Here is a 25,073-nt window from a genome sequence, read left to right as displayed (position 1 = left end):
GGGAGCGGCTGGCGCGCTTTTCGTCGGCGCGACGGAGAGCATCGTGCGCGAGCGCGCTCCTGCAGGGGTTGCGGATCTATTTCAGTTGGACGGCCAGTGCATCGCAGCCCTTGTCGAAATCGGCCTGCCATGCGCTGCCGGCCTGGGTGCGGGTCGGGCGCACGCAGCGCAGCTGGATCGCGTAACCGTGCTTGAACCAGTAGTGCTCGGTGTAGCTGAAGGCGGTGCCGTTTTCCTGCGCGGTGTAGAGGTTGCTGTTCGGTACCGGCGGCACCTTGTCCTGCTGGTAGCCGGGCAGGGCCAGCGCCTTGGCCGTGGCCTGGGCCATGAACTGGTGGAAGCTGCTGATGTCCGGCACCCGGGTGACGGTGACGGTGACGCGGGCCAGGCTGCTCTTGCCGGTGGGCGAGGGGTCGGGCACCTGGAACACCTGCGCCTCGGGGTCGCCTTCGGTCTGCATGATCGGGAGCCAGTTGGCGGGCGTGTCGAAGGTGATGTTGCCGCCGGCCATGCTGACTTCCGCGGCGTGCGCCGTGCCGGCCAGCAGCAGGGTGGCGACGAGCGCCAGTGTGGTCGTGCGAAGCAGGTTCATGCGGACTCCGGTCGAGAAGGGTCGGGGGCAAAACGATGCCTGGGCAGGCCCAGCCACTCCAGCGCGGTGCCATGGAACAGTCGCTCGCGCCCGGCCTCGTCCAGGCCGAGCGCCTCGATGCCGCTGCCCGGCACCTGTTCGCCCAGCGGGAAAGGATAGTCGGTGCCGAGCATGACCTGTTCGACGCCGGTCACATCCAGCAGGTAACGCAGGGCATCGTCGTCGTGCACGCAGGAGTCGAAATAGAAGCGCTTGAGGTATTCGCGCGGGTTGCGCGGGTTGTCGGTGGCCACCAGATCCGGGCGCATGCGAAAACCGTGCTCGATGCGGCCGATGGTGTACGGAAAACTGCCGCCGCCGTGGGCCAGCATCACGCGCAGCTTCGGCAGCCGCTCCAGCACGCCGCCGAAGGCGAGGCAGCAGGCGGCGCGGGACTGCTCCGCGGGCATGCCGACCAGCCACGGCATCCAGTACTTGGGCATGCTGGCCATGCCCATCATGTCCCATGGATGCACCAGGATCGCCGCGCCGAGATCGGCGGCCGCCTCGAAGAACGGGAACAGCTCAGGCGCATCCAGGTTCCAGTCGCCGCAGTGCGAGCCGATCTGCACGCCTTGCAGGCCCAGCTCGTCGATGCAGCGCTCGAGTTCGCGCACCGCCAGCTCCGGCGCCTGCAGCGGCACCGTGCCGATGCCCGCGTAGTGGCGCGGGTAGTCGCGGCAGATGCCGGCCATGTGGTCGTTCAAGTGGCGATGCAGTTCCAGCGCCTGGTATCCCGGCGCCCAGTAGGAGAACAACACCGGCACGGTGGAAATCACCTGCACGTCGACGCCGAAGCGGGCATAGTCGTCGATGCGCGTCTGCGGGTCGAACGCCGAATCCCACACTTCGCGAAAGAAGCGGCTGTCCTTGTAGATGCGGTGGCGACCGTCGGTATGGGTCATCACCGGGAAGCGGTCGTCGCCGTACTTGGCTGCCAGGTTCGGCCAGTCGCGGGGCAGGATGTGCGCGTGGGTGTCGATCTTGAGCATCCGTGCAGTGTAAAACCTCCGGGCGCCGCCGTCGCCTCACTGGTTTTTGCGGGAGCGCACCTTGTGCGCGAGCTCTTTCGCCACGGGAGGATCCAGCGCGCGCAGGGTGCGCTTCTACCGGTCGGGCAGGGCCGGCTCGGGCCGGTGGCGGTTGATGACGTGGGCAAGCGTATCGATGTTGTCCACCAGGCGATCGCTGATGCGGCCCAGCAGGTCGACACTGGCAGCGTCCGCGCCCGCAGTGCGGCGAACCAGCGCGCGTTGCGCGGCACGCAGGTCGGGCAGCCCGGTGAGCGGTGCCTGCTGGCGCAACGCGTCGGAGATGGCATGCAGTGCGCGGATGCATTCCCCGATAAAGTCGGCCAGCCCGGTCGACGGCGGCAACCTGGCGAGGTCGCCCAGCATCGCTTCCAGCGTCATCGCGGTGCGCGCCAGCCGGTTGCCGTTGGCGAGCAGCTGGCGTGCCAGCGCCAGCAACGCAGGAGGCGTCGCCGGCTCACTGCGCATGCGCTCGATCGACGCCTGCGCATTGATCCGGGCCGTGCGTGCGGCGGAGCGAATTTCGCCGCGCACCACGCCGCCGCATCTGGCCAGGTGGCCCAGGTAATCAGCATAGGCGTCGAGCATGCTGGCCAGGGCCTCGCGCGCGCGACTGCGCTCCCAGGTCGGCCACGCCACGTAGGCGAACAGGGCGATGCCGCAGCCCAGCGCGGTGTCGATCACGCGGTCGAGCACCGCGGCATCGGGCGCCACGCCCTCGAACGAAAGCAGGATCACCACGGTGCCGGTCAGTGCGGCCACCGCGATGCCGTAATGCGCGCCGGCCAGGTAGCGGAACGCCATGCACAGCACGGCCATCAGGGCGAGATGCGCCCATGGCTGGTCGGGCGTGATGGACAGCAACATCGTGGTAAGCACCAGACCGAGCACGGTGCCGAGCACGCGCAACAGGCCGAAGTTGAAGGTGGCGGCGAAATCCGCGCGCAGCACGATCGCCGCCGTCATCGGCACCCAGTAGCCGTGCGGGAGATCCAGCCAGCGCGACAGCGCCAGCGTTGCGGTGAGGCACACTGCCATGCGTACGGCGTGGCGGAACGCCACCGAGCGCGGCGTGAGGCTGGCGCGCAGGGTGGCCCGGATCGCCGTGCTGCGCAGGGTCGCCGGCAGGCGCGTTTCCGCTGCGCTGGCGCGCAGCTCGCCGCGGCTGCCGGCCCAGTCGGCGTTGCGCACGGCTGCCGCAAGCTGACCGATCAGCGCATCCCGATGCGGCGCCAACCCGTCACCCTCGTCGTGCCGCGCGCGCAAGGCCTGCAGCAGCGTGTCGGCGCGTGCGGGCGAATCGCCGTGCTCCAGCGCGTCGGCAATCGCCGCGAGCACCTCGGCCGCGCCATCCCGGAAGCCGGCCTGCAAGGCAGGGCCGGCATGCAGCTCGGCGATGGCGGTGAGTTCCAGGCGGATTCGCTCGGCCAGTTCCAGCAACACGCCAAAGGCTTCCATCGCGCGCCCGTGGGCGCGGTGGCGCCCCAGCAGGGTCTGCTGAAGGGTGGTCATCGCCTCGGTCAGCGCCGGCACGTCTGTCGCGTCGTGGCGGGTTTCGCGCGCCAGCGCCGCCAGCCCTCGGTACACCTCGACGAGGGCGTGGCGCTCGGGCCAGTAGCGTTGCAGCGGCCATGCCGCCAGCGAGAACGCGGCCAGCAGCAGGCCGCCGGCGAAGATCAGCGCTGCGCCGCCCAGTGCGCCGGGCAGCGGCTGCGGGGTGGCGGCGGTGATCACCAGCAGGATCATGCTGGTCATGCCGGCGCGTGCCGTGTCCGGGCCGAACACCACCAGCAGGCCGCCGAAGAAACCGAGCGCCGCCGTAATCGCCAGCAGTGGCAGCAACTGGTCGCCGAGCAGGAAACCCGCCAGCGAGGCCAGGCCCGCGGCCAGCGCGTTCAGCAGCAACTGCCGCAGGCGCTGGCGATACGGCCCGGGCTGGTCGGAGAACATCGCATTCAACGCGCCGCTGGCCACCGCCAGGCCGATCGTCTGGTGGCCCGTCGCCATGCCGGCAGCCAGCGGCAGCACCACGGCAGCGGTGTTGCGCACGACCACCCGCCACGGCACGTTCGGCCGCTTGACCTGGGTCAGGCTTTCGATCGCGTGGGCGCGCAGCGAATAGCTGTTGGAAGACATGGAGAGGGCGCCGCGGGGAGCGGAAAACGAGTATCGCAAAAAGCCGTGCTGCCCGTGCCCGCGAATCGCCGGGGTAGGGCGGACACTGTCCGCCGGCTCTTCGTCCCGCCGCGCACGGTGGCGGGAGCGGCGGGCGGTGCCCGCCCTACGGTTTGAGGTTGCTCAAGCCCGGCCGGCGAACTCGCCGGTGAGCGTGTTAACCCACACCTTTTCGTCGACGCTGATGTACTCGGGCACCTGCACTTCGATGCCGGTGTTGAGCTTGGCAGGCTTGTTGCGCTTGGTGGCGCTGGAGCCTTTCATTTCCGGCGCGGTATCGACCACGGTCAGCACCACGCTGGTCGGTACCTGCAGGCCGACCGGGGCGTCGTCGATCAACTGCACGTAATAGCCTTCCAGATCCTCGACGATGTAGCCGGCGTTGTCGCCGACCAGTTCCGGCGAAAGCAGGTACTGGGTGTAGTCCTCCGCGTCCATGAACACGAACGCGTCGCCGTCCATGTAGGAGAAGTTCGCCGCGCGGCGGACCAGGTCCATTTCCTTCAGGTCGTCGTCGGCGCGCAGGCTGAGGTCGTACTTGCGCGCACCGGGAATCGAATACATGGTGAAGCGGAAGGTGACGTTGCCGCCCCGCGCGGTGGGCGCGCTGCGCTCGATGTCGCGCACCTGGTAGACGGTGCCGTCGTGCTCGACCACGTTGCCTTTCTTGACGTCGGAAGCTTTCATGGGTTTGGGGCCGGGAATAGGGAATGGGGAATAGGGAATGGCAAGAGCGGTACTGGGCGACAGTGGGGCAGGGTGGCGGGAACCGGCTTTTCCTATTCCCTATTCTCCATTCCCTATTCCCTGGCGGCTACTTCGCCGCCAGCCGCACCGCCCCGTCCAGCCGGATCGTCTCGCCGTTGATGTAGCGATTGCCCAGGATGAAAGCGACGGTGCTGGCGTATTCGTCCGGCCGTCCCAGCCGCGAGGGGAAGGGGATCGAGGCGGACAGCGATTGCTGCACGGCCTCGGGCATGCCGTCGACCATCGGGGTCCAGAAGATGCCCGGCGCGATGGTGGCCACACGAATGCCGAAACGCGCCAGCTCGCGCGCCATCGGCAGGGTCATGCCGACCACGCCGCCCTTCGATGCCGAATAGGCGGCCTGGCCGATCTGGCCTTCGTAGGCGGCGACGCTGGCGGTGTTGATGATCACGCCGCGCTCGCCGTCCTCGCCGGCTTGGTTGTTCTGCATCAGCGCCGCGCCGGCCTTGGCCACGTTGAAGCTGCCGACCAGGTTCACCATCACGGTGCCGGAGAAGTTGGCCAACGGCATCGGGCCTTCCTTGCCCAGCACGCGGCCCGCGCCGAGGATGCCGGCGCAGTTGATGACCACGTTGAGTCCGCCCAGCGCGTGATGTGCAGCGGCCACGTTGGTGGCCACGCCCTCTTCGGAGGTGACGTCGGTGCGGAAGAAGCGGGCGGCGTCGCCCAGTTCCCTCGCGGCGGCCTGGCCCTTCTCGTCGTTGACGTCGAACAGTGCGACGCGGCCGCCGTGGGCGACGAAATGCTGCGCCACCGCGTGGCCGAGACCGGAGGCGCCGCCGGTGATGATGGCCTTGACCTGATCGAGCTGCATGGGTGATCCCCCGAAACGGATGCGGAAAGCCGCCAATGGTAGCCGAGCCGCCGCGTATGCTGCAGGCTGAACGCAAAACACGCCCGGCTGGCCGATTCATGCCCGGTTGGGGGTGTCGGCACCAGCGTGTCGTCTGACCGCACAGCATCGTCAGGCGGTTGTCGGTACGATGCACGCGGTTCCTGGCCCACCAAGTGGAGATCCATCATGAAAAAGTTGCTTGCTCTGTCTGTTGCATGCGGCACGATGCTGATGCTGGCCGGCAGCCCCGTATTGGCGCAGGAACACGGTCGGGGCCACGACCGCGATCGCCACGGGCAGAACGACCGTGACCGCAGCTACGACCATGATGGCGACCGTTACGTGCGCTACGATCGCGACAACGACCAGGGGCGTGGCCACGGTCGCGGCCATGGCCGCTACAAGAACTGGCACGACCGCGGTCGCCACGAGGGCTGGTACAAGCGCGGCGGCTACCTGCCGGTGGAATACCGCAGCACCCGCTACGTGGTATACGACTGGCGCGACGCCCGCCTGCGGGAACCGCCGCGTGGCTACCACTGGGTGCGCAGCGACAACGGCGACTTCCTGCTGGTGGCGATCGCTACCGGCGTGATCGTCGACCTGCTGCTCAACCAGTAAGCCGGCTTGACCGTGAAGGCGTGCCCGCATCCGCGGGCACGCTTTTTTTCAGGCAAACCGGTGCAGATATGCGGGAGCGCAAGGCGGGCAGTGCCCGCTCTACGCGTTCGGGTGGTCTTCCAGCAACTCTTGCAGCGTGGCCTGTGGCAACTGCGGGAAAGGGGTGACGGGCGCGGGCGGATTCGCCGCCGCCTGCAGCTCCTTCTGCCATACGCCCACGTCCCACCACCGGCCGAGCTTGTAACCGCACTGTCGCCACACGCCGGTCGACGTGAAGCCCATCGCCTCGTGCATCGCCACGCTGGCCACCCCGGGCAGGGTGATCACGCCGACGGCCTGGGTGATGCCCTGCAGCCGCATCACGTCCAGCAGCACGCCATACATCTGGCGCGCGATGCCGCGGCGCTGTGCGTCGGCGCGCACGTAGATCGAGGTTTCGGCGATCCAGTCATAGGCGGCGCGTTCGCGGAAGCGGCCGGCGTAGGCGTAGGCCAGCACCTCGCCGGCTTCTTCCCACACCAGCCACGGGTAGTGTTCGAGGCGCGCGCGCAGGCGTTCGCGCATGGCTTCCACGCCGGGCAGTCCGGTTTCGAAGGTGGCCACGCCGTCGCTGACCGATGGTGCGTAGATCGTGTGAATGGCGGCGGCGTCTTCGTCGCGGGCAGTGCGAATGGGTGTCATGGGCTCACAGCTCGCGGATGAAGAAGCGGTCGCAGCTGAAATGCCCGGTGCCGCCCATCGGCGCGCACAACGCGGTGAAGCCGCTGCGCTTGTACAGCGCCTGCGCCGCGTCCATGCCGGTCAGCGTTTCCAGGTAGCAGCGCCGGAAGCCGTGCCCGCGGGCCGCGTCGAGGCAGCGTTGCATCATCGCCGAGCCGGCACCGATGCCGCGCGCGGCGGGCAGGAAATACATCTTGCGCAACTCGCACACGTCCGGCTCCGCGTTTTGCAAGGGCGCGACGCCGCCACCGCCGATCACCGTGCCGTCGCGCTCGAGCACGAAATAGCTGCTGCGCGGTTGTGCGTAGGACTCGTACATCGTGTCGACTTCGGCGTCATGGATCGCGAAGCCGGGGCCGTCGGCGCCGAACTCGGGCATCACGGCGCGGATGATCGCGGCCATCGCCGCGTTGTCGCCCGGTGCGATCGGGCGGATCAGGAAGTTTTCGCTCATGGGGTGTGGTCGGGAGTGAGATAGGGGAGGCCGGCCTTCATCACGAAGACCGGATGCTGGAGTGCGTCGATCTGTGTGCTCGGATCGCCGCTGAACGCGGCGAGGTCGGCCGCCAGGCCGGGTGCGATGCGGCCCAGGCGCTGCGACTGGCGCAGGATTCTTGCCGCCACGTCGGTGGCCGCGTGCAATGCCTGCGCGGGCGTCATGCCGCCGGCCACCATTGCTGCCGGCTCGCGCCAGTTCTCGCCGTGCGCGAACACGCCGACGTCGCTGCCGTTGCCGATCGTGACGCCCAGTTTCAGCGCGGTGCGGAAGGCGTGGTCGGCTTCGCGCATGCGCTCGGTCGGTTCGCTCTTGCCGGGCACGTAATGCTGGAAATATTCCGCGGTGGACTCGACCGCGGTGAGCGTGGGCTCGTAGGCGATGCCGTGCTGCTTCATCAGCCTGAAAGTGGCCTCGCTGGCGCCGTAGCCGTGTTCCACGCTGTCCACGCCGGCCTCCACCGCCATGCGCACGCCGGCGTCGCTGGCGGCGTGCACGGCCACCGGGCGACCGATCTGGTGCGCGGTGTCGACCAGCGCCTTCAGTTCGGCGGCGGTGAAGGTTGGCGCGGTAGCGCCGTCCGGACCGACCCGGTAGTCGCCGTAGATCTTGATCCAGTCGGCACCGCGCGCGGCCTGTTCGCGTACCGCGGCCATCGCTGCATCGACGCCGCTGACTTCCTGCGCGCCGCCGGGCAGGGTGATGTCCGGACGGAAGCCGCGCGGGCCGGGGCCGTAACTGGCGGTGGCGACGATCGCGCGGGTGGCCACGAACAGGCGCGGGCCGGGGATCAGGCCTTCGTCGATGGCGCGCTTGACCGACACGTCGGCGTAGCGGGCACCTTCGGTGCCCAGGTCGCGCAGCGTGGTGAAACCGGCAAGCAAGGTGTCGCGCGCATGCTTCGCCGCCAGCAGCGTGCGGTAATCCTGCGGCTCGGTCAGCACCTGGTCGTTCCACAGCGTCTCGTTGTACGGGTGCAGGAACAGGTGCGAGTGCAGGTCGATCAGGCCCGGCGTGAGCGTGGCGCCGGGCAAGGTGACGCGGCGTGCGTCCGCAGGCGCGTCGATCGAGCCGGCCGGGCCGACCGCCGAGATCATGCCGTCGCGCACCAGCACGGCCCAGCCTGCGTGTGCGACGTCACCGTCGGCGGTCCACACGCGATCGGGCAGCAGCAACCAATCACCCTTCGGCGTGGCGGCGCTGGCGGACAGGCTGCAGAGCAGGATCAGCAGTGTCGCTGCCGCCCGCCACCAGGTCATCAGGCTCGTGCGCATCGCTTCGTCTCGTCAACCGAAAGCCGATGATAGTGATCGCCGTCGGGATTTCGCGAGTGGCTCAGGCCGCGGCGGTGCGTGCCCGGGTGACCCGGCTGGCGGTTTCCTTGTGCAGTTGCGCGGCCAGCCAGGCGCCGGTGGTGACCAGCAGGTCGAGGTCGATGCCGGTTTCCATGCCCATGCCGTGCAGCATGTAGACCACGTCTTCGCTGGCCACGTTGCCGGTGGCGCCCTTCGCGTACGGGCAGCCGCCGGTGCCCGAGACCGCGCTGTCGATCACGCGCACGCCTTCCTCCAGGCAGGCCAGGATGTTCGCCAGGGCCTGGCCATAGGTATCGTGGAAGTGCACGGCCAGCGCGGCGATTGGCACTTCCTGCGCCACCGCGTGCAGCATCGCGCGCGCCTTCGCCGGCGTGCCGACGCCGATGGTGTCGCCCAGCGAGATTTCGTGGCAGCCCAGCTCGTGCATCCGGCGCGCCACGCGTACCACATCGCTGACCGGCACCTCGCCCTGGTATGGACAGCCGAGCACGGTGGAGACGTAGCCGCGCACTTTCACCCCTTCGGCCCGGGCCTGCTCCATCACCGGGATGAAGCGTTCGATGGATTCATCGATCGAGGCGTTGATGTTCTTGCGGTTGAACGCCTCCGAGGCGGCGGTGAACACCGCGACCTCGCGCGCGCCGACTTCGCGCGCACGCTGGTAGCCCTGCAGGTTCGGCACCAGCACCGGGTAGCTGACGCCAGGCAGCTTGCGGATACGTGCGAACACCTCGGCGGCGTCGGCCAGCTGTGGCACCCATTTCGGGCTGACGAAGCTGGTGGCCTCGATGGTCTTCAGGCCGGTGGCGGAGAGCCGGTCGATCAGCGCGATCTTCACCGCGGCCGGCAGCAGGGTCTTCTCGTTCTGCAGGCCATCGCGGGCGCCGACTTCGACGATGTGTACGTGGTTGGACGGGGACATCAGATGCTCCGGTAATGGCGTGTAGAAGCGCACCCTGTGCGCGAAGCTTTTGCGTGATGTGAAGAAGAGCATCGCGCACAGGGTGCGCTCCTACAAATGCGGTCCGGTAGGGCGGGCACTGCCCGCCGGCTCTTGTGCGTGATAGGCGGGCGGCGGGCAGTGCCCGCCCTACAAGGGTCGGGTGATTTATTCGGCGAAGCGGACCAGCACGGCGTCGGCTTCGACAAACTCGCCTTGCGTGGCATTGATGCTTTCGATGGTGCCGGCGCGGGGTGCCTTCAAGGCCAGTTCCATCTTCATCGCTTCCATCACCAGCAGTTCCTGGCCCTGCTCGACTGCGTCGCCGGCTTGCGCCTTCACCAGCACGATGCGGCCGGGCATCGGCGCGATCACCTGGTTGCCGCCGGCAGTGTCCTTGGCTTCCCACGCGAACGCGGCCGCGCGACCGAGGCTGTAGCGCTGGCCGTGGGCGTCGTGCAGCAGCACGTGCGCGGCGTCGACGTGCAACGGCACGCGGCGCGCTTCGCCATCGAAGCGGGCGCCGAGGTTGTCGTCCGACAGGCGCGCGCCTTGCACCTCGCAGTTCGTTTCGGCGCGGCGCAATTGATAATTGCCGGCGTGCCCGCGCGCCTCGATCTCGAAGCGCTGGTCGCGCCAGGCCAGCGCCACGATGCGCTTGCCGGCGTGGCCGACGCGCCAGGCGTCGGCGCGGGCCCAGGGCGAATGCGGGTCGGTCGCGTTGCCGGCCACGTGCGATTCGTCGTGCAGCAGCACGGCGGTCGCGGCGGCAAACAGCGCACCCTCGGCCGGAGCCGCGTCGCCGACCAGGAATTCGTCCAGGTGGCGATCCAGGTAACCGGTGTCGATGCGTGCCTCGACCACGGCCGGATGGCGCACCAGTCGTTCGAGAAAGGCGATGTTGGATTTCGGGCCGATGATCTCGCATGCCGCGAGTGCCTCGCGCATGCGCTGCAGCGCCTTCGGGCGATCCCCGTCCCACACGATCAGCTTGGCGATCATCGGGTCGTAGAAGATCGTCACCGTGTCGCCTTCGACCACGCCACCGTCGAGGCGCACATGTTGCGAGGGAGTCGGCAAGCGCAGCGACTGCAGCGTGCCGGAGCCGGGCAGGAAGTTCTGGTCGGGGTCTTCGGCGTACAGGCGTACCTCGATCGCGTGGCCGTGCGAGACCACGTCCTGCTGGGCCAGCGGCAGCGGTTCGCCATCGGCGATGCGCAGCTGCCATTCCACCAGGTCCACGCCGTGGGTCAGCTCGGTGACCGGATGCTCGACCTGCAGGCGGGTGTTCATTTCCATGAAGTGGAAGTCGCCCGCGGGACCGACGATGAACTCCACCGTGCCGGCGCCCACGTAGTTCACGGCGCGCGCGGCGGCCACGGCGGCGGCGCCCATGGCGGCACGCTTTTCCGGGGTGAGGAAGGGCGAGGGGGTTTCCTCCAGCACCTTCTGGTAACGGCGCTGCGCGGAGCACTCGCGCTCGCCCAGGTGGATGATGTTGCCGTGGCGGTCGCCGAAGATCTGGAATTCAATGTGGCGCGGGTGCTCCACGTAGCGTTCCAGCAGCATCGAAGCGTCGCCGAAGGCGGCCTGCGCCACGCGCTGCGCGGTGGCCAGCGCCTCGGGGAACTCGGCGTCCGAGCGCACGATCTGCATGCCCTTGCCGCCGCCACCGGCCGAGGGCTTGATGATCAGCGGATAGCCGATGGCATGCGCCTGTTCGGCGAGGCAGGCGTTGTCCTGCTCGTCGCCGTCGTAGCCGGGCACCAGCGGCACGGCGTGCTTGGCCATCAGCTGCTTGGCGGCGGCCTTGGAGCCCATCGCCTCGATGCTCTCCGGATCGGGGCCGATGAACACGATGCCGGCGTCCTTGCAGGCGCGCGAAAAGGCCGTGTTCTCGGAGAGGAAGCCGTAGCCGGGATGGATCGCCTGCGCGCCGCTCTTTTTCGCAGCGTCGAGGATGGCGTCGATGCGCAGATAGGACTCGGCCGGCAGCGGGCCGCCAATCGGCAAGGCCTCGTCGGCCTGCCGCACGTGCTGTGCGTCGCGGTCGGCTTCCGAGTACACCGCGATGGTGCGGATACCGAGGCGACGGCAGGTGCGGATCACGCGGCAGGCGATTTCGCCGCGGTTGGCGATCAGTACACGTTCGAACATGCGATTTCCCTGGCCAGACGGTCGGTGCAAAGCCTTCAAAAGTTAGCAGATGCGCGATGTTTCTCCGCTGCGCGGCGCAGCAAAGGCGTTATTCGCCTTCCCAGTAATCGCGCGCATCCGCGAGGCGTCCGAGGTGGCGGAAGCGGCCCGGCGTGCCGTCGGCGAAGGCGCCGAACTTGGCCGAGTCGGGGTATTCACATACTTCGGCCGGCGACTGCGTGCTGATCGCGAGATAGCGCATCTCCGCCGCGCCGGTGTTGATGATCTGGTGCGCGGTTTCCGGACCGCCGGTGGGGCAGGCGATGATGTCGCCGGCGCGGACCGGGTGGCGCTCGGCGCCATAGCGCAACTCGCCGCTGCCTTCGAGGATGATGAACATCTCCTCTTCGGCGCGGTGACTGTGGAACGGGCAGGCGCGCTTGCCCGGCGCCACCACGGTGAGGTTGCAGCCCAGCTGGCGCGCGCCGATACGGCTGGCGACCTCACCCCAGCGCAGGTCGTAGCGTTCGGCGGTGGCGCCTTGTGGCAGGCCGGCGGGGATCGGCGTGTCGGCGGCGGATTGCACCACCACGTCGGCAAGGTTGAGGATCGGTCTGGTCATGCTCGTGGCTCCGTGGTCAACCGGTGACCCATGACGGCGCGCGCTTGTCGAGGAACGCGCCCAGGCCGTGCTGGCCTTCCGGCGAGACGCGCAGGCGGGCGATCAGCTCGGCGTTTTGGGTGTCGATGCGCTCGGCCGTGGCCGGATCGGCACCGGCAATGCGCAGCGCCAGCTGCTTGGCTTCGCGCTGGGCCAGCGGACCGGCCTTGGCGAGGAAATGCAGCTGGCGCTCGATCGCCTCATCCAGTTCCGCGCCCGCCACCACGGCGTGCAGCAGGCCGATGCGCTGCGCCTCCGCGGCGTCGAACACCTCGCCGCTGACGAACCACCGGCGCGCCTCGCGCAGGCCGATTGCCGCGACCACGTAGGGCGAGATCACCGCCGGCACCAGGCCCAACTTCACCTCCGACAGGGCGAACTTGGCGCCGTCCACGCCGATCGCGATGTCGCAGCAGGCGACCAGGCCCACGCCGCCGCCATAGGCCGCGCCGTTGACGCGCGCGATGGTCGGCTTGGAGAGGAATTGCAGGTTGCGCATCAGCCGCGCCAGGCGCAGCGAGTCCTCACGATTCTCCTGCTCGTTGGCGGCGGCCATGCCGCGCATCCAGTGGAGGTCCGCGCCGGCGGAAAACGTGCTGCCGCTGCCGCTGAGCACGACGCAGCGGACCGCCGGATCGGCGTCGGCCCGGGCCAGCGCCTCGGTGAGCGCGGCGATCAGGTTGTCGTCGAACGCGTTGTGTACCTGAGGCCGGTTCAGGGTGAGCCAGGCCACGGCGCCGCGGCGCTCGTTGAGGATGGAGTCGGTCATCGGTCGTCCCGGCAAATAACCCGATGATAAACGCAGCGCGCCGCGACCACCGGCGTGATGCAGGCGCAGGGGCAAAGGAATACAATGCGAACCATTCTTGTTTGGATTCCGCCCGTGCGTCTGTCCGAATTGCCCAAGGGTGCCCTTGCCGTGGTCGAACGCGTGCTCGATGTGCATGCGGCCGATCCGATCGCCCAGCGCCTGCGCGACCTCGGCTTTGTCGACGGCGAACCGGTGCGGGTGGTGGCGGTCGGCCCGATGGGCGGCGACCCGGTGCTGATCCAGATCGGCTTCACGCGCTTTGCGCTGCGGCTTGCCGAGGCGGCGCGGGTCAGCGTGCGCACTGGGGTGGCTGCGTGAGCGCATCGACCCTGCGCATTGCCCTGGTCGGCAATCCGAATTGCGGCAAGACGGCGCTGTTCAACCTGCTTACCGGCGGGCGCCAGAAAGTGGCCAATTACGCCGGCGTCACGGTGGAACGCAAGGAAGGGCGGTTCATGGCGCCGTCCGGCCGACTGCTGCAGATCCTCGACCTGCCGGGCACCTACAGCCTGGAGGCGAACAGCCCGGACGAGCAGATCACCCGCGACATCTGCGCCGGCACCTATCCGGGCGAGGCGGTGCCCGACCTGATCGTCTGCGTGGCCGATGCCACCAACCTGCGCCTGCACCTTCGTTTCGTGCTGGAGGTCCAGCGCCTCGGCCGGCCGGTGGTGCTGGCGCTGAACATGATGGACACGGCGCGCTCGCGCGGCATCGTCATCGACGTGTCGGAACTGCAGCGCCGGCTGGGCCTGCCGGTGGTGGAAACCGTGGCAGTGAAGCGCGGCGGCGCGCAGGCGCTGATCGAACAGGTCGACGGCGAAGTTCCCGCCGCCGCACCGCGGCGAGCCAGCGATGCCGCCAGCCGCGCCGACCTGCATGCCCAGGTACGCGAACTGCTGGCGGCCACGGTGACGATGCCGCGCGTCACCGCCGAGATCGACGACGCACTGGACCGCTGGACCCTGCACCCGGTGTTCGGTCTGGCGATCCTGGCGGTGGTGATGTTCCTGGTGTTCCAGGCGGTGTATTCGCTGGGCAAGCCGATGACCGACGCGATCGGCGACGGCTTCGGCTGGCTGGGCGGGCATGTCGCCGCGTGGATGCCGGCCGGGCCGCTGCAAAGCCTGGTCAACGACGGGCTGTTCGGTGGCCTGGGCACGGTGCTTGGCTTCCTGCCGGAAATCCTGGTGCTGTTCCTTTTCATCATCGTGCTGGAGGAATCGGGCTACCTGCCGCGCGCGGCGTTCCTGCTGGATCGGCTGATGCTGTCGGTGGGGCTGACCGGGCGCTCGTTCATCCCGCTGCTGTCGAGCTTCGCCTGCGCCATCCCCGGCATCATGGGCACGCGCAGCATCACCGACCCGCGCGACCGGCTCGCCACCATCCTGATCGCGCCATTGATGACGTGCTCGGCGCGGCTGCCGGTGTACGCGCTGCTGATCGGCGCGTTCATCCCGACCCATTACGTGTTCGGCGTGTTCAACCTGCAGGGCATCGTGCTGTTCGCGCTGTACCTGGCGGGCATCCTCGGCGCGATGCTGGTGGGCTGGGTGATGAAGCACATCCGCCGCGACAAGAGCGAGCATGCGCTGATGATGGAGCTGCCGTCGTATCGCGTGCCCAAGCTGCGCGACGTGGCGATCGGTCTTTACGAGCGCGGCATGATCTTCCTCCGGCGGCTGACGGGCGTGATCCTGGGCCTGACCGTGCTGATGTGGTTCCTCTCCACCTTCCCCGGCGCGCCCGAGGGCGCGACGCTGCCGGCGATCGACTACAGCTTCGCCGGCTACATCGGGCGCGGCCTGCAGTACGTGTTTGCGCCGATCGGCTTCAACTGGGAGATCAGCCTGGCGCTGATCCCGGCGTTTGCCGCACGCGAGACCGCGGTGGCGGCGCTGGCCACGGTCTACCTGGTGGGCGGCGAATCCGGCGGGCTCGGCCAGGCGCTGGCCGGGCAGATCCCGCTGGCCAGCGCGCTGTCGCTGCTGGTGTGGTTCGCCTATGCGCCGCAGTGCATGTCCACGCTGGCGATCATCAAGCGCGAGACCGACTCCTGGCGCAACGTGGCGATCTCGTTCGGCTACATGTTCGTGATGGCCTACACCGCGTCGTTCATCGTCTACCAGGTGACGAGGGCGCTGACGTGAGGAGCCGCCCATGAGTGCCGGCCTGTTGCTGCAGTACGTGGTGATCGCGCTGGCCGTGCTGGCCAGCGTGTGGATCGTGCTGCGCAAGCTGGCCCGGAAAACAACCAACCGCTGGCTGGCCGCCGGCTCCATCCATTTCAACCAGCCCGGCCGCGGCGCCCTGGCGCGGGCGTTGGGCCGGCGCCTGCAGCCGATCGAAGCCACCGGCGACTGCAGCGACGGCTGCAGCACCTGCGGCGCCTGCGGCCCGAAACCGCCGGCCGCCGCACACCCCGGTGAGTCCATGCCGCTCGAATTCCGCCCGCGGCAGTAGGGCGGGCAATGCCCGCCGGCTCTTGTGGCGTGTGGGCGAAGCGGCGGGCGGTGCCCGCCCTACGTGCAGACACGAAAAAGCCGGCTTGCGCCGGCTGTTTCATGCAACCCGAATCGCGTGGCCGGCTTACGCCAGTTCGCGGATCTTCGCGTTGAGGCGGCTCTTGTGGCGGGCGGCCTTGTTCTTGTGGATCAGGCCGCGGGCGGCGTAGCGATCCATCACCGGCTGGGCGACGGTGAATGCGGCAATGGCACCGGCCTTGTCCTTGGCCTCGATGGCCTTGACGACCTTCTTCAGGGCGGTGCGGACCATGGAACGTGCGCTGATGTTGCGCAGGCGGCGCTGTTCGGACTGGCGCGCGCGCTTCTTCGCGGACTTGATGTTGGCCAAGGTAGAACTCCGGGATGCAGTGTGTTGGGTGGAAAAAGACGCCAATTATGCGGTCGATTCATCGACGCGTCAATCACTTGGCCGGCTTTATCCGCAGCCGGCGTGGCGCGCGGCTGCGGGGGTGCCGGCATTTTGCCATAACCGGGCCGTGATCCTGCCGGCGCGGGCTGTCAAACTGTGCGCCCCGTGCGAACGACGCCGAAGGTAGAACTGCCGCCCATGAAGTCTCCCAGCATGCTCCGCGGGCTGCTCTCCTTCAGCAGCATGACGATGATTTCGCGGGTGCTCGGCCTGGTGCGCGACATGTCGATCAACGCCGCGTTCGGCGCCAACGGCGCCACCGACGCGTTCTGGGTGGCGTTCCGCATCCCCAACTTCATGCGCCGGCTGTTTGCCGAGGGCTCGTTCTCCACCGCCTTCGTGCCGGTATTCACCGAAGTGAAGGAGAAGGGCACGCATGCGCAGCTGAGGGAGCTGATGGCGCGGGTGTCGGGCACGCTGGGCGGGGTGCTGCTGCTGATCACGGCGCTGGGCATCATCTTCGCGCCGCAGGTGACTGTGCTGTTCTCGCCCGGCGCGATCGACGAGCCGCGCAAGTTCGAGCTGACCGTCGAGCTGTTGCGGCTGACTTTCCCGTTCCTGCTGTTTGTGTCGCTGACCGCGCTCTCCGGCGGGGCGCTGAACAGTTTCCACCGCTTCGGGCTGCCGGCGCTGACGCCGGTAATCCTCAACCTGTGCATGATCGCCGGCGCGCTGTGGCTGTCGAAGAAGCTGCAGACGCCGATCCTGGCGATGGGCTGGGCGATCCTGGCCGCGGGCATCCTGCAGTTGCTGTTCCAGTTGCCGGCGCTGCGGCAGCTCAACCTGCTGACCCTGCCACGCTGGGGCTGGCGCCACCCGGAAGTGCGGAAGATCATGCGGCTGATGGTGCCGACCCTGTTCGGCTCCTCCGTGGCGCAGATCAACCTGCTGTTCGACACGGTGATCGCCTCGCTGCTGGTGGTCGGCTCGCAGAGCTGGCTGTCGCAGGCGGATCGTTTCCTGGAACTGCCGCTGGGCGTGTTCGGCGTGGCGCTGGGCACGGTGATCCTGCCGTCACTGGCGCGCCATCACGTCACCACCGACACCGCCGGCTTCTCGCGGGCGCTGGACTGGGGGCTGCGGATCACCCTGCTGATCGCGGTGCCGGCGATGTTCGCGCTGATGCTGCTTGCCGGGCCGCTGGTGGCCACGCTGTTCCAGCATGGCCACTGGACCGCGCACGACACGCACATGGCGACCTTGTCGATCACCGCGCTGAGCTTCGGCCTGCCCGCTTTCGCGCTGGTGAAGGTGCTGCTGCCGGCGTTCTATGCGCGCCAGGACACGCGCACGCCGGTGCGCGCGGCGGTGGCTTCGCTGCTGACCAACATGCTGTTGAACGTGGTCTTCCTGGCGCTGCTGTTCGAACTGTGGGCGCCGGCCGGCTTGAAGCAGCTGTCGTGGCTGGATGGCATCGCCCGCGTGCCCGGCCTGCACATGGCGCTGGGCTTGGCCAGCGCAGTAGCCGCCTACGTCAACCTGTGGCTGCTGTGGCACTGGCTGAAAAGGGCGGGCGTGTACCAGCGCCAGCCGGGCTGGTCGCGCCACTTGCTGCGGCTGGCCGCGGCCTGCGCGGTGATGGTGGCGGTGCTGTTGCTTGGCCGCTGGCTGTGGCCGGACTGGGTCCACGGGGTGCCGGTGCTGACCCGGCTGTGGCATCTGGCCGTACTGGTGCTGGCCGGCGGGGCCAGTTATGTCGCCGTCCTGTTTGCCGGCGGCTTCCGCCTGCGCGATCTGCGCGCGGCGTGAGGCCGCGACACCGACCGTTCTATATACTCGCGCGATGATGAGACTCTCCAGGGATGTCGCCGGCCCTTGCCTGGCGCCCGGTGGCAGTGTGGTCGCGGTGGGTGCGTTCGACGGCTTGCATCGCGGCCACCAGGCGCTGCTGGCGCAGGTGGCCGCGCGCGCGCGCGAGCTGGATGGCAGCCCGCTGGTAGTGAGCTTCGAGCCGCTGCCGCGCGCGTTCTTCTCGCCGCGGCCGGTGCCGCGGATTTCCAGCGTGCGCGACAAGTTGCGCGGCTTCGCCGCTGCCGGCATGCAGCAGGCCCTGCTGCTGCGCTTCAACCGGGCGCTCACCGCGATGTCGGCCGAGGATTTCGTCCGCCGCGTGCTGGTCGAGCGGCTGGCTGCGCGCGAGGTCTGGGTGGGCGCGGATTTCCGCTTCGGCCACAAGCGCGCCGGCGACGTGGCGCTGCTGCAGGCGATGGGCCCCCAATGCGGCTTTCTCGCCTGCACGATGCCGGAAGTGCAGTGGCACGATGCGCGGGTGTCGGCCAGTCGCGTGCGCGAATTGCTCGCGGCGGGCGAGTTCGCCGCGGCCGAGCCGCTGCTTGGCCGCCCTTTCGTGATCGACGGCAAGGTGCAGCGCGGCAACCAGCTCGGCCGCACCCTGGGTTATCCCACCGCCAACATCCATCTGCGCGATCGGGTCAGCCCGGTGCTGGGCATCTTCGCGGTGCGCGTGGGCCTGGGCGAGGGCGAATGCAGCTGGCCCGGCGTGGCCAGCCTGGGCGTGCGCCCTACCGTGAACCAGGTCAGCGAGCCGCTGCTGGAAGTCCACCTGTTCGATTTCGAGGGCGACCTGTATGGCCAGCGCATGGCGGTGGAGTTCGTCGGCAAGCTGCGCGACGAGCAGAAGTTCGACGGACTGGAACCGCTCAAGGCGCAGATGGCGCTCGACGCGCGCCGGGCGCGCGAGCTGCTGGGCATGAATCCGCGGCTGGTCGGGGCGTGAGCGTGTTCCCGAGTATTCCTGTGCGCCCGCGCATCCATTAACTTAGAAGCCTTTGCCCGCCCATGGGCGGGCCGCAACACCTTCAACGGCACCTACGCGATGACCCACGATTACAAGAGCACCATCAACCTGCCGCATACGGATTTCCCGATGCGCGGCGATTTGCCGAAACGCGAGCCGGGCTGGCTGGCGCAGTGGGAGCAGGTGGGCCGCTATGCGCAGATCCAGCAGAAGACTGCCCATCGCGAGCGCGCGTTCGTGCTGCACGACGGCCCGCCGTATGCCAACGGTGCGATCCACATCGGCCATGCGGTCAACAAGATCCTCAAGGACATGGTGGTCAAGTCCAAGCTGCTGGCCGGTTACCGCGCGCCGTACGTGCCGGGCTGGGATTGCCACGGCCTGCCGATCGAGATCGCGGTGGAGAAGAAGTTCGGCAAGCCGGGCGACAAGCTCGACGCCGCCGCGTTCCGGCAGAAGTGCCGCGAGTACGCCACCGAGCAGGTCGACACGCAGCGCGCCGGCTTCAAGCGGCTTGGCGTGCTCGGCGACTGGGAGCACCCCTATCGCACCATGGATTTCAAGTACGAGGCCGACATGCTGCGCGCGCTGGCGCGCATCGTGGCCAACGGCCACGTGCTGCGCGGCGCCAAGCCGGTGTACTGGTGCTTCGATTGCGCCTCCGCGCTGGCTGAGGCGGAGATCGAATACGGCGACAAGGTTTCGCCTGCGGTCGACGTGGCCTACGACGCGGTCGATGCGAAGGCGCTCGCCGCGAAATTCGGCGTCGACGCAGGCGATGCCATCGTCGCCATCCCGATCTGGACCACCACGCCGTGGACGCTGCCGGAAAGCCAGGCGGTGTCGCTGGGCGCGGATCTCGAATATGCGTTGATCGAAGGGCCGGCGCGCGACGGCCGCCGCGTGCTGCTGGCGGTCGCCAGCGCGCTGGTCGACAACGTGGCGCAACGCTACGGCATGGAGCAGGCGACCGTGCTCGGCCATGCCGAAGGCAAGGCGCTGGAACGACAGATGCTGCGCCATCCGTTCTACCCGCGCGAAGTGCCGGTGATCCTCGGCGACCACGTCAGTGCCGAGGACGGCACCGGCGCGGTGCATACCTCGCCCGATCACGGCGTGGAGGATTTCGTGGTGGCGCGCGAGTACGGCATCGGCCTGCTCAACTATGTCGGTTCGCGCGGCGCGTATCACGCCGACACGCCGGCCGCCGACGGCGTCGAGCTGGCCAACATGCACATCTGGAAGGCCAACGACGCCATCATCGACGTGCTGCGCCGACGCGGCGTGCTGCTGGCCTTCGCCAGGATCGAGCACAGCTACCCGAACTGCTGGCGGCACAAGACGCCGGTGATCTACCGCACCACGCCGCAGTGGTTCATCTCGATGGAGCAGGCGAACCTGCGCAAGACCGCGCTGGCCTCGATCAAGGACGTGCGCTGGGTGCCGGGCTGGGGCGAGGAGCGCATCGCCGGCATGGTGGCCGGCCGGCCGGACTGGTGCATCTCGCGCCAGCGCACCTGGGGCGTGCCGATCGCGCTGTTCGTGCACAAGGTCACCCAGGAGCCGCACCCCGATTCCGTCGCGCTGCTCGAACAGGTGGCCAGGATCGTGGAGCAGGGCGGTGTCGATGCGTGGTTCGCGCTCGATCCGGCCACGCTGCTGGGCGATCAGGCGAACGACTACGAGAAGGTCACCGACGTGCTCGACGTGTGGTTCGATTCCGGCGTCACGCATTTCGCCGTGATCGGCCAGCGACCGGAACTGCAGCGCGGCAGCGCGGACGAGTACAAGGTGATGTATCTGGAAGGCTCCGACCAGCACCGCGGCTGGTTCCAGTCCTCACTGCTGACCTCGTCGGCGATCCACGGCCGCGCGCCGTATGACGAGGTGCTCACCCACGGCTTCACGGTGGACGCCAACGGCCGCAAGATGTCCAAGTCGCTGGGCAACGTGGTGGCGCCGCAGAAGGTGATGGATACGCTGGGCGCCGACGTGCTGCGCCTGTGGGTGGCCTCCGCCGACTACCGCAACGAGATGTCGGTTTCCGACGAGATCCTCAAGCGCGTCTCCGACAGCTACCGGCGCATCCGCAACACCGCGCGCTTCCTGCTCGGCAATCTGGACGGCTTCGATCCGGCGCAGCATCTGCTGAAGGTGGAAGACAGCCTGCTGCTCGACCAGTGGGCCGTGCAGCAGGCGTTCGACGTGCAGCAGGCCGTGGTGGCGGCCTACGAGCGTTACGACTTCCCGGAGGTGGTGGCGCGCGTCCAGAACTTCTGCACCAACGAGCTGGGCGCGCTGTACCTGGACATCACCAAGGACCGGCTCTACACCATGCCGACCGACAGCCGCGGCCGGCGCAGCGCGCAGAGCGCGATGTACCGCATCGCCGAGGCAATGGTGCGCTGGCTGGCGCCGATCCTGGGCTTCACCGCCGAGGAAATCTGGCAGCAGTTGCCGGGCGAGCGGGGCGACAGCGTGCTGTTCGAAACCTGGTACGACGGACTGGCGGCGACCCAGGCCTCGCCGGAGCAGCGCCGCTACTGGACCGACCTGCTGGCGATCCGCGACGGCGCCTCGCGCGTGCTCGAGGGCATGCGCAAGGCCGAGCGGATCGGCGCGGCGCTGGAGGCGAAGCTGGTCGTGCATGCCGACGCTGCGCTGGCGGCACGCTACGCCGAGGTGGCCGACGAGCTGCGCTTCTTCTTCATCACCTCGGACTTCACCCTGGCCCCGCTGGCGCCGCGCACGGACGAGGCGATGAAGGTGGAAGTGGAAGGCGCCGAAGCATGGGTTTCCGCCACCGTCAGCAATGCCGCCAAATGCGTGCGCTGCTGGCACCGCCGCGACGACGTCGGCAGCCACGCCGAGCATCCCGAGCTGTGCGGCCGCTGCGTCAGCAACGTCGAAGGGCCCGGCGAGGATCGTCGCTGGTTCTGAACCACGTTTTGTGGATTGCAGGAGCGGCGGGCGGTGCCCGCCCTACGACGGAGCGGTAGGGCGGGCACCGCCCGCCGGCTCTTCCCGCGCCGAACGCCGAAACTTCTCATTGCCGAGCCTGTTCCATGAATCCCAAACCCAACGCACTCCCCTGGCTGTGGCTGTCCGTCACCGTCATCGCGCTCGACCAGTTGAGCAAGTGGTGGGCGATCCGCGCCCTGCAGCCGATGGGCCTGCCGCATGAAGTGATCCCGGGCTTCCTGAACTGGACGCTGGCGTTCAACACCGGTGCCGCGTTCAGCTTCCTTGCCGATGGCGCGGGCTGGCAGCGCTGGTTCTTCGTGGTGTTGGCGGTGGCGATCAGCGCGGTGCTGGTGGCCTGGCTGGGGCGCACGCCGCGGCGCGACTGGCGCACCGCCTTGCCGCTGGCCTTCATCATCGGCGGCGCGCTGGGCAACCTAGTCGATCGTCTGCATGCGGCCCAGGTCACCGACTTCATCCACGTGTACTTCCGCCAGTGGAACTACCCGGTGTTCAACCTCGCCGACTGCGCCATCACCGTGGGTGCGGTCATGCTGGTCGTATTCGGATTGTTTGCCGGCAAGCCCGCGGACAGCGTGTGATAATAGGCTTTCGGTAGGAGCCTGCTTGCGGGCGATGCCTTTTCCCGCGACGCCAGGAACAAAAGCATCGCCCGCAAGCGGGCTCCTACGGGACTCTGAATCGAGGTCGTCTTGGACATCCTGCTCGCCAACCCCCGCGGCTTCTGTGCCGGCGTGGATCGCGCCATCGCCATCGTCGAACGCGCACTGGAATCCTACGGCGCGCCGATCTACGTGCGGCACGAAGTGGTGCACAACCGTTACGTGGTCGACAAGCTGCGCGCCGACGGTGCGGTGTTCGTGGAGGAGCTGCACGAGGTGCCCGACGGCGCCACCGTGATCTTCAGCGCGCATGGCGTGTCGCAGGCGGTGCGCGAGGAGGCTGCACAGCGGCAGCTGAAGGTGTTCGACGCCACCTGTCCGCTGGTGACCAAGGTGCACATGGAGGTGGCGCGACTGGGCCGGATCGGCCGCAGCGTGGTGCTGATCGGCCACGCCGGCCACCCGGAGGTCGAGGGCACGATGGGGCAGTGGAACCCGGCCAACCCCGGGCAGATCCTGCTGGTGGAGTCGCTGGAGGATGTCGCCACGCTGGTGCCGAAATTCCCGCACGCGCTGTCCTACGTCACCCAGACCACACTGTCGGTGGACGACACCAAGGCGATCATCGAGGCCCTGCGCGCGAAATTCCCGAGCATCGAGGGGCCGCGCAAGGACGACATCTGCTACGCCACGCAGAACCGCCAGGACGCCGTGCGCAGGCTCGCCGACTCGGTGGACCTGATGCTGGTGGTCGGCTCGGTCAACAGCTCCAACTCCAACCGCCTGCGCGAGCTGGCCGCGAAACAGGGTGTGCCCTCCTACCTGATCGACGGCGCCGAACACATCGAGCGCCACTGGCTCGATGGCGTGCAACGCATCGGCCTGACCGCCGGCGCCTCCGCGCCGGAGAAACTGGTGCGCGACGTGATCGCCCGCCTGCAGTCGTGGGGCGCGGGCGCGGTGCGCGAACTGGACGGTGAGCCGGAGAGCATCACCTTCGCCCTGCCCAAGGAGCTGCGCGTGGTCGGCACCAGCGGTTCGGCCAGCTTCTGACGCCGTCACCGCAGGACATCCGGTTGTCGCGATGAGTGCCGGCGAACCAATGCGAGTGGGAGCGCACCCTGTGCGCTCCTACAAAAACAAGGCAAGGGCGTAGGGCGGGCACTGCCCGCCGCTTCGCCGCGAACACGCAAGGGTCGGCGGGCAGTGCCCGCCCTACGCGGTTGCGCGGCAACCGCGGGCACCGTAAAATCCACGGCTCTTTGCCGGAATAGCTCAGTTGGTAGAGCGGCGCATTCGTAATGCGTAGGTCGTAGGTTCGATTCCTATTTCCGGCACCAGACACGGCACACGCAAGCGGCTCGATCTCCGGATCGGGCCGCTTGCTTTTGCGGCCGTGAAACCCGGCGCAGGCACGGTCGCGGATGTCCGTCCGTGGGGCGGCGCCGGGCCCCTCGACGGTCAACTCTCGACCAGCGACCACGCCACCGTGCTCCCCGCGCGCATCGGCACGCAGGTGGCGTCGCCCAGAGCGAGCTCGGTCGGTACGGTCCAGGGCTTGCGTTCCAGCAGCAGGCGCTCCTGGTTGCGCGGGAGGCGATAGAAATCCGGGCCGTGGAAGCTGGCGAAGGCTTCCAGTCGGTCGAGTTTGCCGGCCTGGTCGAACGCTTCGGCGTACAGCTCGATCGCGGCGTGCGCGCTGTACACGCCGGCGCAGCCGCAGGCTGATTCCTTGGCGTGGCGCGGGTGCGGCGCGCTGTCGGTGCCGAGGAAGAATCGTGGATTGCCGCTGGTCGCCGCCTTCACCAGGGCGGCGCGGTGGACCTCGCGTTTCAGGATCGGCAGGCAATAGTGGTGCGGGTTGAGGCCGCCGGCGAACAGCGCGTTGCGGTTGAGCAGCAGGTGGTGCGCGGTGATCGTGGCCGCCAGGTTGGCCGGGGCGGCGGCGACGTACTCGGCCGCGTCGCGCGTGGTGATGTGTTCCAGCACCATGCGCAGGGCAGGGAAGCGTGCGCGCAGCGGCATCAGGTGGCGTTCGATGAACACGCGCTCGCGGTCGAAGATGTCGATCGCGGGGTCGGTCACCTCGCCATGCAGCAGCAGCGGCAGGTCGTGGCGCTGCATCGCTTCCAGCACGCTGTTGACGTGCTCCAGATCGCGCACGCCATCCTGTGAATTGGTGGTCGCGCCGGCAGGGTAGTACTTCACCGCGAACACGCTGCCGCTCGCCTTTGCCCGCTCGATCTCCTGCACCGGCGTGGCCTCGGTGAGGTACAGCGTCATCAGTGGCTGGAAGTGGGCGCCGGGCGGCAGGCTGGCGAGGATGCGGCGGCGGTAGTCCTCCGCCTGCGCTACGTTGGTCACCGGCGGCTTGAGGTTGGGCATCACGATGGCGCGGCCGAACCGGCGCGCGGTGTGGCCGACCACCGAGGCCAGCGTGGCGCCGTCGCGCAGATGCACGTGCCAGTCGTCGGGACGGCAGATGTCGAGGCGGTCGGCGGTCATCGGCGGGGTTCCGTGGCGCGGCGTGCGGGCGGAGTGGCGGGGCGGGTGTGGCGAAGAGGCATGCGGATTGTCCAGAAGGTTTGCGGCAGTGAGTTGGACCGCTGGCCATTATCGCCCGCCAGCGCATTGAAGCCTCCCCCTTTGGTCGCTG

Annotated in this window: 23 protein-coding genes and 1 tRNA gene; 10 read left to right on the top strand and 14 right to left on the bottom strand. The window is 68.5% G+C overall.

The features are described 5' to 3' along the window. Nucleotides 1–76: 76 nt before the first annotated feature. From ACVCMC_RS07620 to ACVCMC_RS07600, 5 genes are all read right to left on the bottom strand, one after another. Nucleotides 77–592: a hypothetical protein gene (locus ACVCMC_RS07620; RefSeq protein WP_395117465.1), complete on the bottom strand. Its 516-nt coding sequence runs from the start codon at nt 590–592 to the stop codon at nt 77–79. Continuing rightward, nucleotides 589–1,623, bottom strand: a complete 1,035-nt coding sequence (locus ACVCMC_RS07615) for an amidohydrolase family protein (RefSeq protein WP_395117467.1) — start codon at nt 1,621–1,623, stop codon at nt 589–591. The genes ACVCMC_RS07620 and ACVCMC_RS07615 overlap by 4 nt, the downstream gene beginning before the upstream one ends. A 114-nt stretch (nt 1,624–1,737) precedes the next feature. Next, entirely contained in the window at nt 1,738–3,798 is a 2,061-nt protein-coding gene (locus ACVCMC_RS07610; protein WP_447099254.1) for an FUSC family protein, read from the bottom strand. A gap of 162 nt (nt 3,799–3,960) precedes the next feature. After that, nucleotides 3,961–4,524 carry an elongation factor P-like protein EfpL gene (gene efpL / locus ACVCMC_RS07605; RefSeq protein WP_395117471.1) on the bottom strand — a complete coding sequence of 188 codons (564 nt, stop codon included), beginning with the start codon at nt 4,522–4,524 and terminating at the stop codon, nt 3,961–3,963. A gap of 127 nt (nt 4,525–4,651) precedes the next feature. Further along, complete coding sequence (locus tag ACVCMC_RS07600; protein WP_447099253.1) at nt 4,652–5,419, bottom strand: SDR family NAD(P)-dependent oxidoreductase; 768 nt, start codon at nt 5,417–5,419, stop codon at nt 4,652–4,654. A 207-nt stretch (nt 5,420–5,626) separates the two neighbouring features. Here ACVCMC_RS07600 and ACVCMC_RS07595 point away from each other — a divergent pair, with 207 nt between their 5' ends. After that, nucleotides 5,627–6,061: an RcnB family protein gene (locus tag ACVCMC_RS07595; RefSeq protein WP_395117475.1), complete on the top strand. Its 435-nt coding sequence runs from the start codon at nt 5,627–5,629 to the stop codon at nt 6,059–6,061. Between the two features lie 99 nt (nt 6,062–6,160). On the opposite strand, the gene ACVCMC_RS07590 is transcribed toward ACVCMC_RS07595, so the two are convergent. The 7 genes from ACVCMC_RS07590 to ACVCMC_RS07560 all read right to left on the bottom strand — a co-directional run bounded on the left by ACVCMC_RS07590 (nt 6,161) and on the right by ACVCMC_RS07560 (nt 13,099). Beyond that, nucleotides 6,161–6,742: an N-acetyltransferase family protein gene (locus tag ACVCMC_RS07590; RefSeq protein ID WP_447099252.1), complete on the bottom strand. Its 582-nt coding sequence runs from the start codon at nt 6,740–6,742 to the stop codon at nt 6,161–6,163. A gap of 4 nt (nt 6,743–6,746) precedes the next feature. Further along, nucleotides 6,747–7,235: a GNAT family N-acetyltransferase gene (locus tag ACVCMC_RS07585; RefSeq protein WP_447099251.1), complete on the bottom strand. Its 489-nt coding sequence runs from the start codon at nt 7,233–7,235 to the stop codon at nt 6,747–6,749. After that, nucleotides 7,232–8,551, bottom strand: coding sequence for an amidohydrolase family protein (locus tag ACVCMC_RS07580; protein ID WP_447099250.1), 1,320 nt, complete (start codon nt 8,549–8,551; stop codon nt 7,232–7,234). The genes ACVCMC_RS07585 and ACVCMC_RS07580 overlap by 4 nt, the downstream gene beginning before the upstream one ends. 61 nt (nt 8,552–8,612) lie before the next feature. Further along, nucleotides 8,613–9,515: a hydroxymethylglutaryl-CoA lyase gene (locus ACVCMC_RS07575; protein WP_447099249.1), complete on the bottom strand. Its 903-nt coding sequence runs from the start codon at nt 9,513–9,515 to the stop codon at nt 8,613–8,615. Between the two features lie 186 nt (nt 9,516–9,701). Continuing rightward, the gene (locus tag ACVCMC_RS07570; protein ID WP_447099248.1) at nt 9,702–11,690 is read right to left on the bottom strand and encodes an acetyl/propionyl/methylcrotonyl-CoA carboxylase subunit alpha; all 1,989 of its coding nucleotides are present in this window, start codon (nt 11,688–11,690) and stop codon (nt 9,702–9,704) included. An 88-nt stretch (nt 11,691–11,778) separates the two neighbouring features. Continuing rightward, complete coding sequence (locus ACVCMC_RS07565; protein ID WP_447099247.1) at nt 11,779–12,291, bottom strand: cupin domain-containing protein; 513 nt, start codon at nt 12,289–12,291, stop codon at nt 11,779–11,781. A 16-nt stretch (nt 12,292–12,307) separates the two neighbouring features. Beyond that, a complete protein-coding gene (locus ACVCMC_RS07560; protein WP_447099246.1) occupies nt 12,308–13,099 on the bottom strand; it encodes an enoyl-CoA hydratase-related protein in 792 nt (263 codons plus the stop codon). Nucleotides 13,100–13,213: 114 nt separating this feature from the next. Here ACVCMC_RS07560 and ACVCMC_RS07555 point away from each other — a divergent pair, with 114 nt between their 5' ends. From ACVCMC_RS07555 to ACVCMC_RS07545, 3 genes are read left to right on the top strand one after another with little or no spacing between them, the layout of a single operon-like run. Beyond that, a complete protein-coding gene (locus tag ACVCMC_RS07555) occupies nt 13,214–13,459 on the top strand; it encodes a FeoA family protein (RefSeq protein ID WP_395117501.1) in 246 nt (81 codons plus the stop codon). Beyond that, the gene (gene feoB / locus ACVCMC_RS07550) at nt 13,456–15,291 is read left to right on the top strand and encodes a ferrous iron transporter B (RefSeq protein ID WP_447099245.1); all 1,836 of its coding nucleotides are present in this window, start codon (nt 13,456–13,458) and stop codon (nt 15,289–15,291) included. The genes ACVCMC_RS07555 and feoB overlap by 4 nt, the downstream gene beginning before the upstream one ends. Before the next feature lie 10 nt (nt 15,292–15,301). Next, complete coding sequence (locus ACVCMC_RS07545; protein ID WP_447099244.1) at nt 15,302–15,604, top strand: DUF6587 family protein; 303 nt, start codon at nt 15,302–15,304, stop codon at nt 15,602–15,604. A 126-nt stretch (nt 15,605–15,730) separates the two neighbouring features. Here the strand turns inward: ACVCMC_RS07545 and rpsT are convergent, their stop codons facing one another. Beyond that, nucleotides 15,731–15,994: a 30S ribosomal protein S20 gene (gene rpsT / locus ACVCMC_RS07540; RefSeq protein WP_072760571.1), complete on the bottom strand. Its 264-nt coding sequence runs from the start codon at nt 15,992–15,994 to the stop codon at nt 15,731–15,733. Between the two features lie 219 nt (nt 15,995–16,213). Here rpsT and murJ point away from each other — a divergent pair, with 219 nt between their 5' ends. The 6 genes from murJ (at nt 16,214) to ACVCMC_RS07510 (ending at nt 23,757) form a co-directional block, all read left to right on the top strand. Beyond that, a complete protein-coding gene (murJ, locus tag ACVCMC_RS07535) occupies nt 16,214–17,824 on the top strand; it encodes a murein biosynthesis integral membrane protein MurJ (RefSeq protein ID WP_447099243.1) in 1,611 nt (536 codons plus the stop codon). Between the two features lie 34 nt (nt 17,825–17,858). Further along, nucleotides 17,859–18,812 (top strand): bifunctional riboflavin kinase/FAD synthetase, encoded by a 954-nt coding sequence (locus ACVCMC_RS07530; protein WP_447099242.1) that lies wholly within the window; start codon nt 17,859–17,861, stop codon nt 18,810–18,812. Nucleotides 18,813–18,911: 99 nt separating this feature from the next. Next, a complete protein-coding gene (ileS, locus tag ACVCMC_RS07525) occupies nt 18,912–21,773 on the top strand; it encodes an isoleucine--tRNA ligase (RefSeq protein WP_447099241.1) in 2,862 nt (953 codons plus the stop codon). Nucleotides 21,774–21,898: 125 nt separating this feature from the next. Beyond that, nucleotides 21,899–22,396, top strand: coding sequence for a signal peptidase II (lspA, locus tag ACVCMC_RS07520; RefSeq protein ID WP_447099240.1), 498 nt, complete (start codon nt 21,899–21,901; stop codon nt 22,394–22,396). Nucleotides 22,397–22,507: 111 nt separating this feature from the next. After that, the gene (gene ispH / locus ACVCMC_RS07515) at nt 22,508–23,470 is read left to right on the top strand and encodes a 4-hydroxy-3-methylbut-2-enyl diphosphate reductase (protein WP_395117515.1); all 963 of its coding nucleotides are present in this window, start codon (nt 22,508–22,510) and stop codon (nt 23,468–23,470) included. Nucleotides 23,471–23,681: 211 nt separating this feature from the next. Beyond that, nucleotides 23,682–23,757 (top strand) — tRNA-Thr (locus tag ACVCMC_RS07510). A gap of 121 nt (nt 23,758–23,878) precedes the next feature. Here ACVCMC_RS07510 and pyrC read toward each other — a convergent pair. Next, nucleotides 23,879–24,922, bottom strand: coding sequence for a dihydroorotase (gene pyrC / locus ACVCMC_RS07505; protein WP_447099239.1), 1,044 nt, complete (start codon nt 24,920–24,922; stop codon nt 23,879–23,881). Nucleotides 24,923–25,073: the final 151 nt, after the last annotated feature.

It is taken from the genome of Rhodanobacter sp. UC4452_H20 (genome assembly GCF_052978205.1).
This window is presented reverse-complemented; position numbering and strand designations above follow the sequence as displayed.